The organism is Chryseobacterium paludis (genome assembly GCF_025403485.1).
GTDB classification, from domain to species: Bacteria; Bacteroidota; Bacteroidia; order Flavobacteriales; family Weeksellaceae; genus Chryseobacterium; species Chryseobacterium paludis.
In genome coordinates this window covers 20,411-34,750 of sequence record NZ_CP099966.1, presented here as the reverse complement: position 1 = coordinate 34,750, position 14,340 = coordinate 20,411, and the positions used below count along the sequence as shown (strand labels likewise).

Below are 14,340 nucleotides of genomic sequence, written 5' to 3'. Positions count from 1 at the left end.
TTTAACAATGTAACAATGAATTCAATTGGTACACTGGTACATTGATCGATTGTTATATTGCTAAATTAATTTTCTCGCTTCCTTCAGTGATTTCTCCGATTTCATATGCATCATCCAATAGGTGCAATACTTTTTCAGCATGTGTTGGATCTACTACAACGATCATTCCTACTCCCATATTGAAAGTTCCGAACATTTCTTCACGGGCTACACCCCCTCTTTTTTCCAGTTCAAGCATGATACTTGGAATCTGAATTTTTGAAGCATCAATCGAAGCACATAAACCTTCACCAATAATTCTTGGAATATTTTCGTATAAACCACCTCCTGTAATGTGAGCAATTCCTGAAACTTTTACCTCTTCAATTACTTTATGAATGTCTTTATAATATAATCTTGTAGGAACTAATAGTGTTTCGTAAAGTGGTTTTCCTTCGAATTCTTCTTCAAAATTCGGGAATACTTTTCTTACCAATGAAAATCCATTTGAATGGAATCCTGAACTTGGTAATGCAATAATTTTATCACCAGTTTTTATTTTAGAACCATCGATGATCTGATCTTTTTCAACAATTCCTACACAGAATCCTGCAACATCATAATCTCCAGGTTGATACATTCCTGGCATTTCAGCAGTTTCACCACCGATTAATGCACAGTTGTTATCTTTACAAGCTGCGACCATTCCTAAAACGATTTCTGCAGCAATTTCAGAATCTAATTTTCCACAAGCCAAATAATCTAAAAAGAATAATGGTTTTGCACCGTGACAAAGAATATCATTAGCACACATTGCAAAACAATCTACTCCGATAGAGTCATATTTTTTGGAATCTAAAGCTACCTTAAGTTTAGTTCCAACTCCATCTGTTCCTGAAACCAATACGGGATTTTTATAACCACCGATCTCATAGAAAGCACCAAAACTTCCCAGATGATTCAATACATTGGAATTGTGGGTTTCACCAACCGCTTTTTTGATCTTATCAACGGTTTTGTATCCTTCTTCTTTGTCTACTCCTGCAGATTTGTAAGTGTTGCTCATGTTGTATTTAGATTTTAGAGGCTAGATTTCAGATTACAAACTATTGTAAATCTAATATCTTACATCTGATGTACTCTATCTTTTATATTAATTTATTCAAAATTTAGAAAATAAAAAAGCCGACAATCTTAGTAGATTATCGGCCAGTATTTTATCTGAGAATTTTAGAGCCCACAGTTTTCCCTTTTATGGAAAAACATTCTTTGAAAGTGGACTGAATTTTCATCTCTTTTCTTTTTGCAAAAATAGTAATTTTAAATTAATATTCAAATTCTATTTTTCCAAGATTGTTTCAATAGCAGAAATCTTAATAATTTTTTCTCTTAATTCGCTGTCTTTTTCCTCGTTAGATATTTTTCCAGCTCCTTTATCAAAGTTATCATTGAAGAAAGGAAGTGAAAATGTTTCTACCACATTTCCGCCATGGAAAGGAAAACGTTTACCCGCAGCTTCCAAAACTCCAGCTCCGCCTCTTCCACCAGGTGATGTAGACATTAAAAGCATTGGTACTTCATTCCAGACTGTTCTGTCTTTGATTCTGGAAACCCAGTCGAACACATTTTTAAAAGCCGTTGAATATGTACCATTATGTTCTGGTAAAGAAACCAAAAGTAAATTCGCAGCATCAATTTTTGCAGCAAAATCCTTTGCTTCCTGAGGTACACCTCCTGCCAGTTCTCTTTCATGCTTATAAATAGGCATTTCAAAAGGATTCAAATCTATTACTTCTACTTCTGCATTTTCTCCAAACATAGATGCAGCATAAGATACTAAATGCTTATTCATTGATGCATCGGAATTACTTCCTGCTATTGCTAAAACTTTCATTCTATTTAATTTTTTTTAAGTCTACAAATTTAATTTTTATTTCAAATAAGATGGTAAATCCATTGGAACTTCCATCAATAATATTTCGGTGTCTTCAACAGCTTCGATGTTAAAACTCTGAGTATCCCAAATTCCCAATCCGTCTCTTTCATTTAATACTCTGTCTCCTACTTTTGCACTTCCTTTCAATACAAAAGCATAAACACCATTTCCTTTTTTATTAAAAACATAGTTCTTCCCATTTCCTTTGGTAAAATTGGCTAAATTAAACCATGCATCCTGATGAATCCAAACTCCATCATCATCTTTATTTGGTGAAAGAATCTGCTGAAACCCATTGATCTTTTCTCCTTCCTTAATGCTTTTCTGATCATATCGGGGTTCTACATTCAATTCTCTTGGGAAAACCCAGATCTGTAAGAATTTTACTTCTTCATCTTTATTTTTATTGTACTCACTGTGTTGTACACCAGTTCCGGCACTCATCACCTGAATTTCTCCCTTTTTAATAACGGCGGTAGTTCCTATTGAGTCTTTATGTTCCAAATCACCTTCCAAAGGAATAGAAATAATTTCCATATCTCTGTGAGGGTGTGTTCCAAATCCCATTCCCTGAGAAACCGTGTCATCATTCAACACTCTTAAAACTCCAAAATTGCTTCTTTCAGGATTCTGATAATTTGCAAAACTGAAAGTATGGTAACTATTTAACCAACCATGATTAGCATGGCCTCTTGAATCTGATTTATGATATACTGTTTTCATATTGTGATTAATTATGGTACAAATGTACGGCGTGTGAGATTCGCAGATGTTGATGTAAGGTAAGAAAGGATGTTTAGATTAAATTATGGATTATAAATTTTGAATTATGGATTATGGATTCTGAATATTTTTTAGTGAGATTCCTGCGGAATGACAAAACAGCGTTTGTATCTAAGCTTTTTCATATTTTATAATGATGTGATTTCGCAGTTTTGCGATTCAGCGATTTTGCCTTCCTTCTTTTAACTCTCGTTATCTTTTACTTCTTCGACACCTGTACCAAAAATATGCTGGCGATGATTTGTACCCCAATTCTTTAATGATTCCACTACGGGATGCAGGGTTTTTGTATATTCTGTTGGCAGGTATTCAATAGAAACGGGATAGCTATCTCTCACTATTCTTTCAACCAACCCATTTTGCTCCAGTTCTTTTAATTCTTTGGCTAAAACTTTTGAGGTTAATTTAGGGATGCTTCTTTCGATTTCTGTAAACCGCTTATTTCCATGGTTTAAAGAAATGATGATTTGTAATTTCCATTTGCCATTGATTACATCTAATGTATCCTGAACAGGTTTTAAAGCCTGCATACAATCTTTATGATTATGCTGTTTTTCCATTATTCCGCTTTCCTTTAGGTAACTACTATACTTTTGAAAGTAAATTTACAATAATTTTGTCATCAATAAAAACAAAAAACAAAATGGCAAACATTTTAAATATCAAAACAAGTATCGTAGGAGAAAACTCTATAAGCAGTCAACTCTCTCAGACTGTTATTAATCAATTGTTAGAAAAAAATCCTGAAAGCAAAGTTGTTGTCCGTGATTTGGCAACAAACCCGATTCCCCATTTAGAAATTCATCATTTCAGTGCATCAAGAATTCCCGATGAAGAAAAGAATGACGAACAAAAAGAAGCTTCGAAATATTCTGACGAAGCATTGAGAGAAGTTCAGAATGCAGATATTATCGTGATTGGAGTTCCTTTTTATAATTTCAGTTTTCCATCAACTTTAAAATCCTGGATTGACAGTATTTCTGTTGCAGGAAAAACATTTTCTTATGCTGATGGAGCACCAAAAGGTCTTCTGGAGAACAAAAAAGTATATCTGAATTTTGCAGCCGGTGGTGTATATGAAAATGGACTTATTGAGAATGTTGAAACGTATTTAAAAACTTTATTAGGTTTTATTGGCATTACAGATGTTGAAGTTTTCAAATCTCAGGGAACGATGATGCCTCATTTAAAAGAGGAAAATTTATCTAAAACTGTTTCAGAAATCGAAGCGTATAGTTTCTAAGTTTTGGTTAATAACCGTTTTTTATATTCTTATTTTTAAGGTGGGCTTTTGTCCACCTTTAGTCATAAAACAAGATAATTTCGTAAATCAAGCAGATAGAGCAGATCTTCAAAGTTTCAAAATTGTATTAAAAAGCCTCTTTAATTTTAGAATCTCTTTTAAGATAGAAAAGAAGACCGCAAATAAGTATCATAAAGACGATAAGAAATTCTAAAATCATAGAAGTATAATTGGAAAAATGACCTAAGATATTTGTTACAGCGCCGGTCCCAATTTGATTAGCAGCCATTAAAAATCCGGAAACCAATACAGAAAGCGTTGGAAATTCTATGGTTCCCCAACCAATAGATCCGGGGAAAATACTTCCCATAAAAAAGCCAATGAAGAACATCAGGAATAAAAGAATATTTACATTAGGATCGACCAACATTAGAAAGACCAACCCAGCTACCCATAAAGGAGAAGTTAAATAAACATAGGATAAATTAAATCTTTCTGAAAAAATTCCAAACAACAATCGATTAAGAGCAATACCACCCCAAAATAAGGAAAGCCCGAGACTGGCTTTGTTATTATCCAGGCCTTGATTTTTAAGTATAATTCCACCAAAACTTCCAAAGGTGCCTTCTATGCATCCATATAAAATAATGGTGACAAAGAAAATCCATAGTTTTCCGGGAATTTTAAAATGCCTGGGAAGTTCGAAAAATGTTCCTTTTTCTAATTTTAAAAATAAAAAAGCGATAAAAGCGATAGTCACGACAATAAATATACTGCCGGGAATATACATCCAGTTTTTGACATCACCTATCAGATTCATCATTAATGGGGAAGTAGAGGTTCCCAATCCCACTAAAAACTGTAAGATCAAAATAGCAGAAGATCTTTTATTATTAAACAAGCTCGCGGCTAATGGATTTAATGTCGTTATAGAAAGTCCAAATCCTGTTCCTGTAAATGCTACCAAAATCATTAATACAGGAAACAATAAGAACTTTTCGTCCATAAAATAGTGAAGTATCCATAAGGTTCCCGTCGATATAATCATCAATAAGAGTCCGCAGCTCAAAACTATTTTAGGCCCTATTTTATTAACAAGAAAAGGAGCTCCTAAACAGGAAACAATAATGCAAATTACTTGTGGGATGAAGAGATTTCCAAACTTTGACGGACTTAACTCAAATAAAGAATGATCTGTAAAAGCAGTTCCCAAAGCCGGAAATACAACAAAATTAACTCCTGTCAGAAAAGCCAGTAAATAGACGACAATGATGGTTACTGTTTTAGAATTCATGATGTTAAAACATGGGTTTTCAGATAATCTCCCACTCTTAATGCCATAGCAATAATGGTAAGTGCCGGATTTACCGCTCCACTGGAGACAAAGAATCCACCATCTACAATATATAGGTTTTCTAAATCATGTGCTTTACAGTTCGTATCAACCACTGAAGTTTTAGGATCTACACCCATTTTTGTCGTTCCATTCTGATGTGCTGGTGAAGCGATATCCATTCCTTTACTGAAATAAAACCCTTTGAATAAAAAGCTTTCAAATTTTCCGGATGCTTTTAAAGCTTTAATCAATTCAGCTTTTAAAAGTTCATGTCCTTTTTGATTGTTCTCAGAGTAGGTTATTTTAATCTGTCCATTTTCTACGGTCACCCTATTTTCAGGATCTGGCAGATCTTCAGATGTCAGCCAAAAATCGACTGCATGCTTAGCCATGAGTTCAAAAGTAAAACCTGGTGCAGGAATTGGACTATCTGCTTTAATCTGGTGTTCATCGGACTTTCCCAACATCTGGATATGTCCTAAAGGAAATTCATAACCTCTGTTTGCATGGTAGAAATCATTGATGCCAAATGTTTTTCCAAATTTTGTAGGGTTCGGCTCCGTATATAAAGCCACCAATGCTGTATTCTGATGAAACATATAATTTCTTCCAATCTGATCTGATGTATTGGCAAGACCATCAGGAAACTGTTCGTTTTTACTTTCCAATAATATAGCTGCAGAATTAATAGCGCCTGCAGAAAGAATCACCAGATCTGAAGTCAATGTTTTTGTTTCTCCATTCCGTTCTATTAAAACCTCAGAAATTCTCTTTCCTGTGCTGTCAGTGTTCAATTTCAGCACTTTTGCATTGGTCATCAATTCTACATTGGGATACTCCAATGCTTTGGATAATGAACGTAGATGGGCATCACCTTTTCTTTCGGAAGCATCTGGAAAACCATCAAAACGATCTAATATGTAAGGGGCATTTGCTGTATTATGAGGTTCTAAATTCACCCCGATAGGCAATTCAAAAGGATGCAGTCCATAATTGGTTAATTCATCAACAATCTCTTGAATTCTCGGTTCGTGGGGTAATGGTGGATTAGGGTAAGGTTCAGAATCGAATGGTTCTGTTGGATCTGATCCTCTTTTACCGTGAACATGAAAAAGCTTTTCAGCTTCCAGATAATAAGCCTTTAAATCTTCATATTGAATAGGCCAGACTGGTGAAGTTCCTCCATAATGTTGTATTTCTTTAAAGTCTTCTTCCCTCAAACGAAATAAAGCAGCTCCATAAAATTTGGTATTTCCACCTACATTATAATGCATTCCGGGGCGAAATGGCTTTCCATGTTTATCTAACCATAGATCTGTTGTTGTATATCTGTTCTTCTCAAAAACTTCTATAGAATCCCAGTTTTCTTTTTCAACAGGTACATAATCCCCTCTTTCAATAACCAGTATTTTCTTTCCACTGTCAGCTAATCTATAAGCCATTGTTGCACCTCCTGCTCCACTACCAATGATTATGATATCATACATCCTTTAAAATTTTAATCTATCTAAATTAAAGATTTAAAGCCACGGTTAGCTTAATAAAAAATTAAATTCCAATTGATTATATAAATAAAGAACCATGATTCTATGTGGATATGGTATATCAAAATAGTCTCACGAACTTTATAGATCATGTAGATTTCACCTCATCATAAAAATAAAATCTGCAAAATCTGCGAGACTTAAACTTATGTTTTGACTAAAGCCATTTGAATATATTTATAATAAAAAAGTGGGCTAAAGCCCACTCCTATTGATATTTGTTTTTAAAGTACATAATCTCGTCGCACTTCTAACTTCTAGTACTTGCTTCAATCAAAAATGTACCTGCTTAATTTCTTCCTCAATTTCTTTAGGCGTTTCATCTTCTGATTTAACAAGAATCATCGTAAGAATAGCTCCAAGCAACATACAGACCCCACCTACTACAACGTAACCAATAGCATAGTTTCCGAAGAACCCACTTACTATAGGTCCGCCAAAAAGGCCATTGATAATTTGTGGAATGACAATGAAGAAGTTGAAAATTCCCATGTATACTCCCATTTTTCTTTGAGGAATTACTTCTATCAACATCGCATAAGGCATTGCTAAAATACTTGCCCAGGCAAATCCTAATCCAATCATCGACATCCAGAGATAACTAGCGTCTTTAATAAAATACATTGAAATTAATCCTATTCCTCCACACGTTAAGGCTAAAGCATGTGTTTGTTTCTTTCCAATCCATTTTGCAATTGGAGCTAATAAAAAAGCAAAAGGAATAGCGCAAAAGTTATATATTGCAAATAGTTCATTTTGTAAATCTCCAGCATTATTAAATCTCTTTGAATGAGTATCTTCTGGTGAAAGACCAAAATGATGAGTGGCTAATGCACTTGTTGTAAATACCCACATGGTAAAAAGAGCGAACCAGGAAAAAAATTGAACTATCCCTAATTTTTTCATTTGTAACGGGATACTAGCAAAATCTTTAAAAATATCACTAAATTTAGATGATTCCTCCACTGCCTCTTTACCATCTGCAAATTCAGCAAACTCTTTTGGAGAATATTCCTTAGTTGTGAAAATTGTATAAAGTATTGTTATCAACAATAGTATTGCTCCAACATAAAAAGAATAAATAACATTATTGCCCACAAAACCTTTAGGAGCTTCATTAGATATACCTAGTTTTGTAAATAGACTGGGCAGATATGATCCGATCACAGCTCCAATACCAATTAGTATTGTTTGAACAGAAAATCCAATTGTTCCCTGATGTTTGGGAAGCATATCGCCTACTAAAGCTCGAAAAGGCTCCATCGCAACGTTAATGGAAGCATCCATCATTGCCAAAAATATAACAGCTAATAACAATACATTAGCAGCCATCATTTGGGTAGCAGAAGCTGCATTAGGAAGTAAAACCAGACCAATAGCACATAAAACAGCACCAATTAGGAAATAGGGTTTCCTTCTTCCCAAAGGACTCCAGGTATTATCTCCCATATGTCCGATAATTGGCTGAACAATTAATCCGGTAACAGGTGCCACCAACCAAAACCAGGATAGCTCATGAACATCTGCCCCGAAATTGGCAAGAATTCTACTTGCATTTCCATTTTGTAAGCCAAAAGCCATCTGAATTCCTAAAAAACCCATACTCATGTTGATGATCTGAGTCATGGAGAGGTTTGGTTTTACTTTTTTACCCATTATCTATAGGAGGTATTATTTGGTTTTTAATTGCTGTAAAAGCACATCTTCAATAGGTGCTTTTTCAGCAACCACTTTATCTACTACATCATTCGGAACCGTTATAGAAAGAACATATTGCTTCACTTTCCAACTTCCGTTTATTTTTTCTACAACACCCGAACCACGACAGATTTTCATCTGAGTATCTAATAATTCATCAAACCATGCCAGTTTACCGTCCTTACTGAAATAGACATTCCTTTTAAGAGAAGTAAAATTCCATGTTTTCTTTTTGTCAAAATACGGTTTAGCCCAAATCATAAATGCTTTTTTATCCCAAACTTCGCTTGCATCGGTTCCTATGAACGTAGATTCATCAGCAAAGTAATTGAAATAAGCATTAAAATCTGCTTTCGCAGCTGCTACATTGAAACCATCAAGCATAGTACTGATATCGGTTTTATCTTTTTCAAATTTGGCGTCTTTAGATTGTGCCGAGAAATGGCTAAAATTTAACACTAAAAATATCAGTGTATAAATGATTGTAATTTTTTTCATATTCTAAATTAAATAAATTTATGTAACTATTTTTGTAATTCAATAATTAATGAAGCTTTTGCGGGTATGCTCATGGTACTTTGTAATGAAAATTCTTTTCCCGAGATGATATCCTTTCCTTTTTGGACATGATTCAAAGATTCAGCAAAACGTTTTAAATCTAATATCTGTTCTTTTTCATTGTTGTTCAAAACGACCATCACACTTTCTTTTTCATTATATCTGAAATATACGAAAACATTGTTTTGAGGAATATAATTTTTAGTTTTTCCTGTGTGAATGACTTCTTTTCCTTTTCTCCAGTTCAATAACTTTTGGGTAAATTCATAGAATTCTTTCTGTTTTTCAGTTTGGGCTGAAGGATTGAAAGCATTTTGTTGATCCGATCTCCAACCTCCCGGAAAGTCTCTTCTGATATCTGCATCACCACCTTTCTCTTTATTCCCTCTCATCCCTATCTCCGACCCATAGTAGATCTGCGGAATTCCACGCACTGTAGAAATTACAGTTAATCCCATTTTATAAGCTTCCGGATTGGCATTAAAAATTTCGTTCCATCTTTCGGTATCATGGTTTTCAAAGAAGACCATCACATTATTGATATCCGGATAAAGGAAGTCACTGGTGAATACATTATACAATTTAATCAATCCACTATCCCAGCTTTCTTTTTCATTAAATGCTTTGGGTAAATCACCATACAACATGAAATCCATTACAGAGGGTAAATTAGAATTATAGTGAGCCGCCTCTCCAGTTTTTGAATCTTTTTGCCATGCTGAAATCTGACCAGCAGTATAGAGCCAGGTTTCTCCAACGATATTAAATTTCGGATATTCATCAGTAATTGCTTTCGCCCATTTCGCCATTGCTTCTTTATCATTATAAGGATAGGTATCCACACGAAAGCCTCCTAATTCAGCATACTCGATCCACCAGATTGCATTTTGGATTAAATATTTAAGAACCAGGGGATTTTTTTGATTGATATCCGGCATTGTTTTATCAAACCACCCGTCTAAAGCATATTTTTTATCAATTTCAGAAGCGTTTGTATCAAACTGAGTTGTTGTTTTATAATTAGAACGATAGAAACCTTTTTCTCCTTCATCAAACCAATGGATCCAGTCTTTCGTAGGTAGATCCTTGATCATCCAGTGTGAAATTCCCCAATGATTGGTCACATAATCTAAAACCAATTTCATTTTTCTTTTGTTCAACTCACGGGATAGTTCACGGTATTCTTCATTGGTCCCATAACGACCGTCAATTTTATAAAGATCCGTCTGTGCATATCCGTGGTAAGAATACACTTTTTCGTTATCTTCAGTAACCGGAGTTAGCCATACTGATGTTGCTCCTAAATTTTGAATGTAATCAAGATTATTGATAATTCCCCGAAGATCTCCGCCATGTCTTCCATTGGGAAGGTTTCTATTGGCTTTTTCGGTGAGATCAGGTCGTGAATCGTTCTTTTCATCTCCATTAGCAAAACGGTCAGGCATGATAAGGTACATCACATCTTTGGAGGTAAAAGATTCCCGATTTGCCGAATTTGATTCTCTTTGTTTGAGTTCATAAGAATAAGATGCTATATTTTTCCTATCCTTTTTCATGTTGATCTTAAAATTAGGAACTTTAATTTCGTTTGTATTGACCGTAAGAAAAACATAGTTTGGATTCTCAACTTTCTGAATATCTTTTATTTGAATTCCATCTGACAGCTCAATTTCATTCTCAGCAATATTTTTCCCATACACTAATATCTGAAGTTCAGGATTTTTCATTCCTTTCCACCAAAAGGCTGGTTCCACCCTTTCTAATGTTTTTAATTGTGAGAACGCAAAAGAAACCGCTGAAAGAGCCAATATTACATATAGTTTTTTCATAATGGATTGGTTTAAAAAAACCTTACAGGAATAATCCACCTGTAAGGTTTAAGTTTTAAGTTTAATCTTAAAATTTATTTTATGGGCTTGATAGAGATTGCAAAACCTCCGCTTCTTACCATTTTGAAATTGATCTTAGACTTGCTTGTGATCTGCTTTTTGTAGATGTTATAGCTTTGTGGGTTGTCTATATAATCAGCATCTTTTCCATCTTCATATACTGTCGCTTCATATTTCTGACCTTTATCTAAGAAGGAAAAATCTACCGTGTATTCACGTTTATTTTCATCGGTGATTCCTCCTACGAACCAATTTTCAGTTCCTTTAGCCTTTCTTGCTGTGATTACATAATCTCCAGGTTCAGCAGCTAAGATCTTAGTATCGTCCCAGTCAGCAGCTACATCTTTAATGAATTGGAATGCATCCATATGCTTCTTATAATTCTCGGGTAAATCAGCAGCCATCTGAAGTGGCATATACATCGTTACATACAATGCCAATTGCTTTACTAAAGTCGTTTTTACAAAACGTTTATCACCAGGGAAATAATAATCTAATTTGGTTTGGAAAATTCCCGGAGTATAATCCATTGAACCTCCCATCCATCTTGTAAATGGTAAAATAGTCTGATGATCTGCATTATTTCCTCCAAATGCTTCATATTCAGTTCCACGAGCTGCTTCTGCAGAAATATAGTTTGGATACGTACGGCTTTCTCCTGTTGGACGTACAGATTCGTGAGAATTGACCATGATCTTATATTCATTCGCTTTCTCAGCAATCCTGTAGAAATGATTGATCGTCCACTGGGAATAATGGTGTTCCCCTCTTGGAATAATATCACCAACATAACCCGTTTTTACAGCATCATATCCATATTTATTCATTAATTGGAATGCTTTGTCGGACCATCTTTCATAATTCGTTGCAGAACCTGAGGTTTCGTGGTGCATGATCAGTTTAATTCCTTTGGAATGAGCATATTCATTTAGCATCTTGATGTCAAAATCCGGATAAGGAGTGATGAAATCAAAGACAAATTCTTTTGAATGTCCGAACCAGTCTTCCCAGCCGATGTTCCAACCTTCAATTAAAAGTCCCTTAAATCCATTTTCTGCAGCAAAATCAATATATTCTTTAACTTTTGTATTGTTCGCAGCGTGTTTTCCATTTGGAGTCAGCTTTGTAAAATCAGTTTTGTCTAAATGAACATTTTCTGCAGTAGAATAAGCCCATTGAGATTTTCCGATGATCATTTCCCACCATACACCCATGTATTTTGTAGGATGAATGTATGAAGTATCTTTATATTTTGTCGGTTCATTAAGATTAAAGATCATCTTTGAATCCATTACCTCTTCTGCTTTTGGAGAAACAATGATCGTTCTCCATGGTGTAACCGAAGGAGTCTGAATATATCCTTTTGCTCCCTGTCTGTCTGCAGTAAGGTGTGTTTTGAATTTGAAATTCTGAGCATCCACTTCTAAATGTGAAGCTGGATAATCTAAAACAGCTGCTTCTGCAACATTAACATACAAAGGATTTTTTCCTTCTTTTTTAAGCATTAATGGAGACTGAACTGCATTTTTAACCAATGACTGAGAAGCATTTGCATCAAAAGCCTTATCCCATCTGCCTGGAATTTCAGAAATCTTTGTTTCCTGATACTGATATTCCTGAGAATCATAATCGGCCACAATCCACCAAGCTTTCATATCAGTAGGAAAATCGATTTCAGAATCTTCCTCTCTGATCACAAAATAATTAAGATTTTTTTGCTGTGGAAATTCGTATCTGAATCCTAGTCCATCATTAAACAATCTGAATTTCACAACGATACTTCTGTCTGAAGAAGCCTGGTTAAGGGTAACCGCTAATTCATTATAGTTATTGATGTAATTTTTCTTTTCACCAAGTATCGGCTGCCAGGTTTCATTTTTAGAATCCCTTTTCTCATCTGTTTTTGTAAAACCGTTATTAAGGTCAAATTTTGCATCTTCTGCCTTAGCAATTTCTGAGGCAAACTTGATAGCTGAGTCTTTAAATAATCTCAATCCTAATTTAGAATCTTCAACAACTATAGCCCCATTATATTTTAAATTATAATAAGGTACTCCCTGCTTTAACTGAAAGTCCATTTCGAACTTTCCGTCGGGTGATTTTAAAGTTTGTGCATTAACGCCCGCAAACATCATTGAGAACAATAAAGCTCCAACTGTAATTTTCTTCATAATGACTATTTATAAGTTTTAAAAATAAATAAAGTGCTGCTAAAAAGCAACACTTTATCAGGCAATTCAGCCTGTTTTTATAATTTTGTAATCTTTAATTTGTAATCAGCAGAATTATGCAGATCTAATTCTATTTTATAATTACCTGCAACTGTCACTTTATATCCTGAATCACCAGTTACAGTATCTTCAATATTTAGGTAGGTCTGAACTGCAGTCCCCGACACTAAAGTCTGATCAGCATTTGCTGGTTGAAATTTTATAGCCCAATCGTCATTAGCTCTGAATTTAAACAAACCCGTGCTTGACAATTGAATTGAAGCTATTTCATATTTTTTAGTAGCAGGATTATAAACAAAATCAGTATCTGAATTCCAGCCAGTAGGCGTAGCATCTCCGATAATTCCAAAATTAGCTGCTACAGCAGAATAGGTATTTGCACTCCAATCTACTTTTAGATAATGAGTTCCAACAGCACTTGCAGTTATATCCGAACCGTCCACTTTTAATTTACCTGTATTCGTGCCATCATCTCCTTTATTACCAGGCCAATTTTGATTGATTGCAAATTTATATTTGCCCTTATCACTTGCTAAAGTAGTAACATAAATGAAACCTCTGTATTTCCCATCTTTTTCAGGTGAAAACAAATTGGGAGAATTTCCAGGAGTCCAATCTGCATATCCTGCTGCTCCGGCATATGCTCCCGGTACATTTATTTTAGGATAAACTAAATCTGGGTTTGGAGTATAAGGTGTTACCGTTACATTAATTACATTTGAGTAAAAAAATCCGGATCCTACAATTGTCTTTAATCTAATTTCTATCTGATTCGAAACATCTGGAATTGCCCCACAACTATACATTGCTGCATTCATTTGAGCATGGGTCATAGGAGACTTTATTAAATCATTACTGACATCAAAAGTAGAACTGTCTTTAAAACCTTTTCCTTTAACTCCAAATTCTATTTGCTGTTGCGTTACAACAGCTATATTAAATGTCGGCTTTGTCCAGGTAAAATTAATCACTGCATCTCCTGAAGTAACTTCATTTAGTACAACAGTAGTTTTATCGGAAGAAATCTTAGCTTGATTTACTTCATTTATTATAGCCTGATCTTCATCTTTTTCACAGGAAATAATCAACAGAGCAACAAAAGCTACGGCTATTATTTTTAAAAAATGTTTCATTTTAGATTCT

At 34.5% G+C, this 14,340-nt stretch carries 12 protein-coding genes; 1 reads left to right on the top strand and 11 read right to left on the bottom strand.

Going from position 1 to position 14,340, the window contains the following annotated elements; genetic code table 11:
* Positions 1-52 precede the first annotated feature (52 nt).
* The 4 genes from purM to NG806_RS00130 all read right to left on the bottom strand — a co-directional run bounded on the left by purM (position 53) and on the right by NG806_RS00130 (position 3,258).
* On the bottom strand, positions 53-1,045 hold the full coding sequence (gene purM, locus NG806_RS00145; protein ID WP_214833455.1) for a phosphoribosylformylglycinamidine cyclo-ligase: 993 nt from the start codon (positions 1,043-1,045) through the stop codon (positions 53-55).
* A gap of 273 nt (positions 1,046-1,318) precedes the next feature.
* A complete protein-coding gene (locus tag NG806_RS00140; protein ID WP_214833458.1) occupies positions 1,319-1,873 on the bottom strand; it encodes an NADPH-dependent FMN reductase in 555 nt (184 codons plus the stop codon).
* A 36-nt stretch (positions 1,874-1,909) separates the two neighbouring features.
* Positions 1,910-2,638: a pirin family protein gene (locus tag NG806_RS00135; RefSeq protein ID WP_214833461.1), complete on the bottom strand. Its 729-nt coding sequence runs from the start codon at positions 2,636-2,638 to the stop codon at positions 1,910-1,912.
* Between the two features lie 242 nt (positions 2,639-2,880).
* Positions 2,881-3,258 (bottom strand): winged helix-turn-helix transcriptional regulator, encoded by a 378-nt coding sequence (locus tag NG806_RS00130; protein WP_261511476.1) that lies wholly within the window; start codon positions 3,256-3,258, stop codon positions 2,881-2,883.
* 83 nt (positions 3,259-3,341) lie between these two features.
* On the opposite strand from NG806_RS00130, the gene NG806_RS00125 reads away from it, so the two are divergent.
* Positions 3,342-3,941 (top strand): FMN-dependent NADH-azoreductase, encoded by a 600-nt coding sequence (locus tag NG806_RS00125; protein WP_214833464.1) that lies wholly within the window; start codon positions 3,342-3,344, stop codon positions 3,939-3,941.
* A 127-nt stretch (positions 3,942-4,068) separates the two neighbouring features.
* On the opposite strand, the gene NG806_RS00120 is transcribed toward NG806_RS00125, so the two are convergent.
* The 7 genes from NG806_RS00120 to NG806_RS00090 all read right to left on the bottom strand — a co-directional run bounded on the left by NG806_RS00120 (position 4,069) and on the right by NG806_RS00090 (position 14,330).
* Positions 4,069-5,235, bottom strand: a complete 1,167-nt coding sequence (locus NG806_RS00120; protein WP_261511475.1) for an MFS transporter — start codon at positions 5,233-5,235, stop codon at positions 4,069-4,071.
* Entirely contained in the window at positions 5,232-6,764 is a 1,533-nt protein-coding gene (locus tag NG806_RS00115) for a GMC oxidoreductase (protein ID WP_261511474.1), read from the bottom strand. Before NG806_RS00115 ends, NG806_RS00120 begins: the two co-directional genes overlap by 4 nt.
* A gap of 330 nt (positions 6,765-7,094) precedes the next feature.
* Positions 7,095-8,477: an MFS transporter gene (locus NG806_RS00110; protein ID WP_261511473.1), complete on the bottom strand. Its 1,383-nt coding sequence runs from the start codon at positions 8,475-8,477 to the stop codon at positions 7,095-7,097.
* A gap of 15 nt (positions 8,478-8,492) precedes the next feature.
* Positions 8,493-9,017, bottom strand: a complete 525-nt coding sequence (locus NG806_RS00105) for a nuclear transport factor 2 family protein (protein WP_214833476.1) — start codon at positions 9,015-9,017, stop codon at positions 8,493-8,495.
* A gap of 26 nt (positions 9,018-9,043) precedes the next feature.
* Positions 9,044-10,906 (bottom strand): glycoside hydrolase family 13 protein, encoded by a 1,863-nt coding sequence (locus NG806_RS00100; RefSeq protein ID WP_261511472.1) that lies wholly within the window; start codon positions 10,904-10,906, stop codon positions 9,044-9,046.
* 74 nt (positions 10,907-10,980) lie between these two features.
* Positions 10,981-13,137: a glycoside hydrolase family 97 protein gene (locus NG806_RS00095; RefSeq protein WP_261511471.1), complete on the bottom strand. Its 2,157-nt coding sequence runs from the start codon at positions 13,135-13,137 to the stop codon at positions 10,981-10,983.
* Positions 13,138-13,214: 77 nt separating this feature from the next.
* A complete protein-coding gene (locus NG806_RS00090; protein ID WP_261511470.1) occupies positions 13,215-14,330 on the bottom strand; it encodes a SusE domain-containing protein in 1,116 nt (371 codons plus the stop codon).
* Positions 14,331-14,340: the final 10 nt, after the last annotated feature.

Bases quoted from the DNA above. Each gene is read 5' to 3' on its own strand.
- purM (WP_214833455.1), bottom strand. From the start codon at position 1,045: ATGAGCAACACTTACAAATCTGCAGGAGTAGACAAAGAAGAAGGATAC.
- NG806_RS00140 (WP_214833458.1), bottom strand. From the start codon at position 1,873: ATGAAAGTTTTAGCAATAGCAGGAAGTAATTCCGATGCATCAATGAAT.
- NG806_RS00135 (WP_214833461.1), bottom strand. From the start codon at position 2,638: ATGAAAACAGTATATCATAAATCAGATTCAAGAGGCCATGCTAATCAT.
- NG806_RS00130 (WP_261511476.1), bottom strand. From the start codon at position 3,258: ATGGAAAAACAGCATAATCATAAAGATTGTATGCAGGCTTTAAAACCT.
- NG806_RS00125 (WP_214833464.1), top strand. From the start codon at position 3,342: ATGGCAAACATTTTAAATATCAAAACAAGTATCGTAGGAGAAAACTCT.
- NG806_RS00120 (WP_261511475.1), bottom strand. From the start codon at position 5,235: ATGAATTCTAAAACAGTAACCATCATTGTCGTCTATTTACTGGCTTTT.
- NG806_RS00115 (WP_261511474.1), bottom strand. From the start codon at position 6,764: ATGTATGATATCATAATCATTGGTAGTGGAGCAGGAGGTGCAACAATG.
- NG806_RS00110 (WP_261511473.1), bottom strand. From the start codon at position 8,477: ATGGGTAAAAAAGTAAAACCAAACCTCTCCATGACTCAGATCATCAAC.
- NG806_RS00105 (WP_214833476.1), bottom strand. From the start codon at position 9,017: ATGAAAAAAATTACAATCATTTATACACTGATATTTTTAGTGTTAAAT.
- NG806_RS00100 (WP_261511472.1), bottom strand. From the start codon at position 10,906: ATGAAAAAACTATATGTAATATTGGCTCTTTCAGCGGTTTCTTTTGCG.
- NG806_RS00095 (WP_261511471.1), bottom strand. From the start codon at position 13,137: ATGAAGAAAATTACAGTTGGAGCTTTATTGTTCTCAATGATGTTTGCG.
- NG806_RS00090 (WP_261511470.1), bottom strand. From the start codon at position 14,330: ATGAAACATTTTTTAAAAATAATAGCCGTAGCTTTTGTTGCTCTGTTG.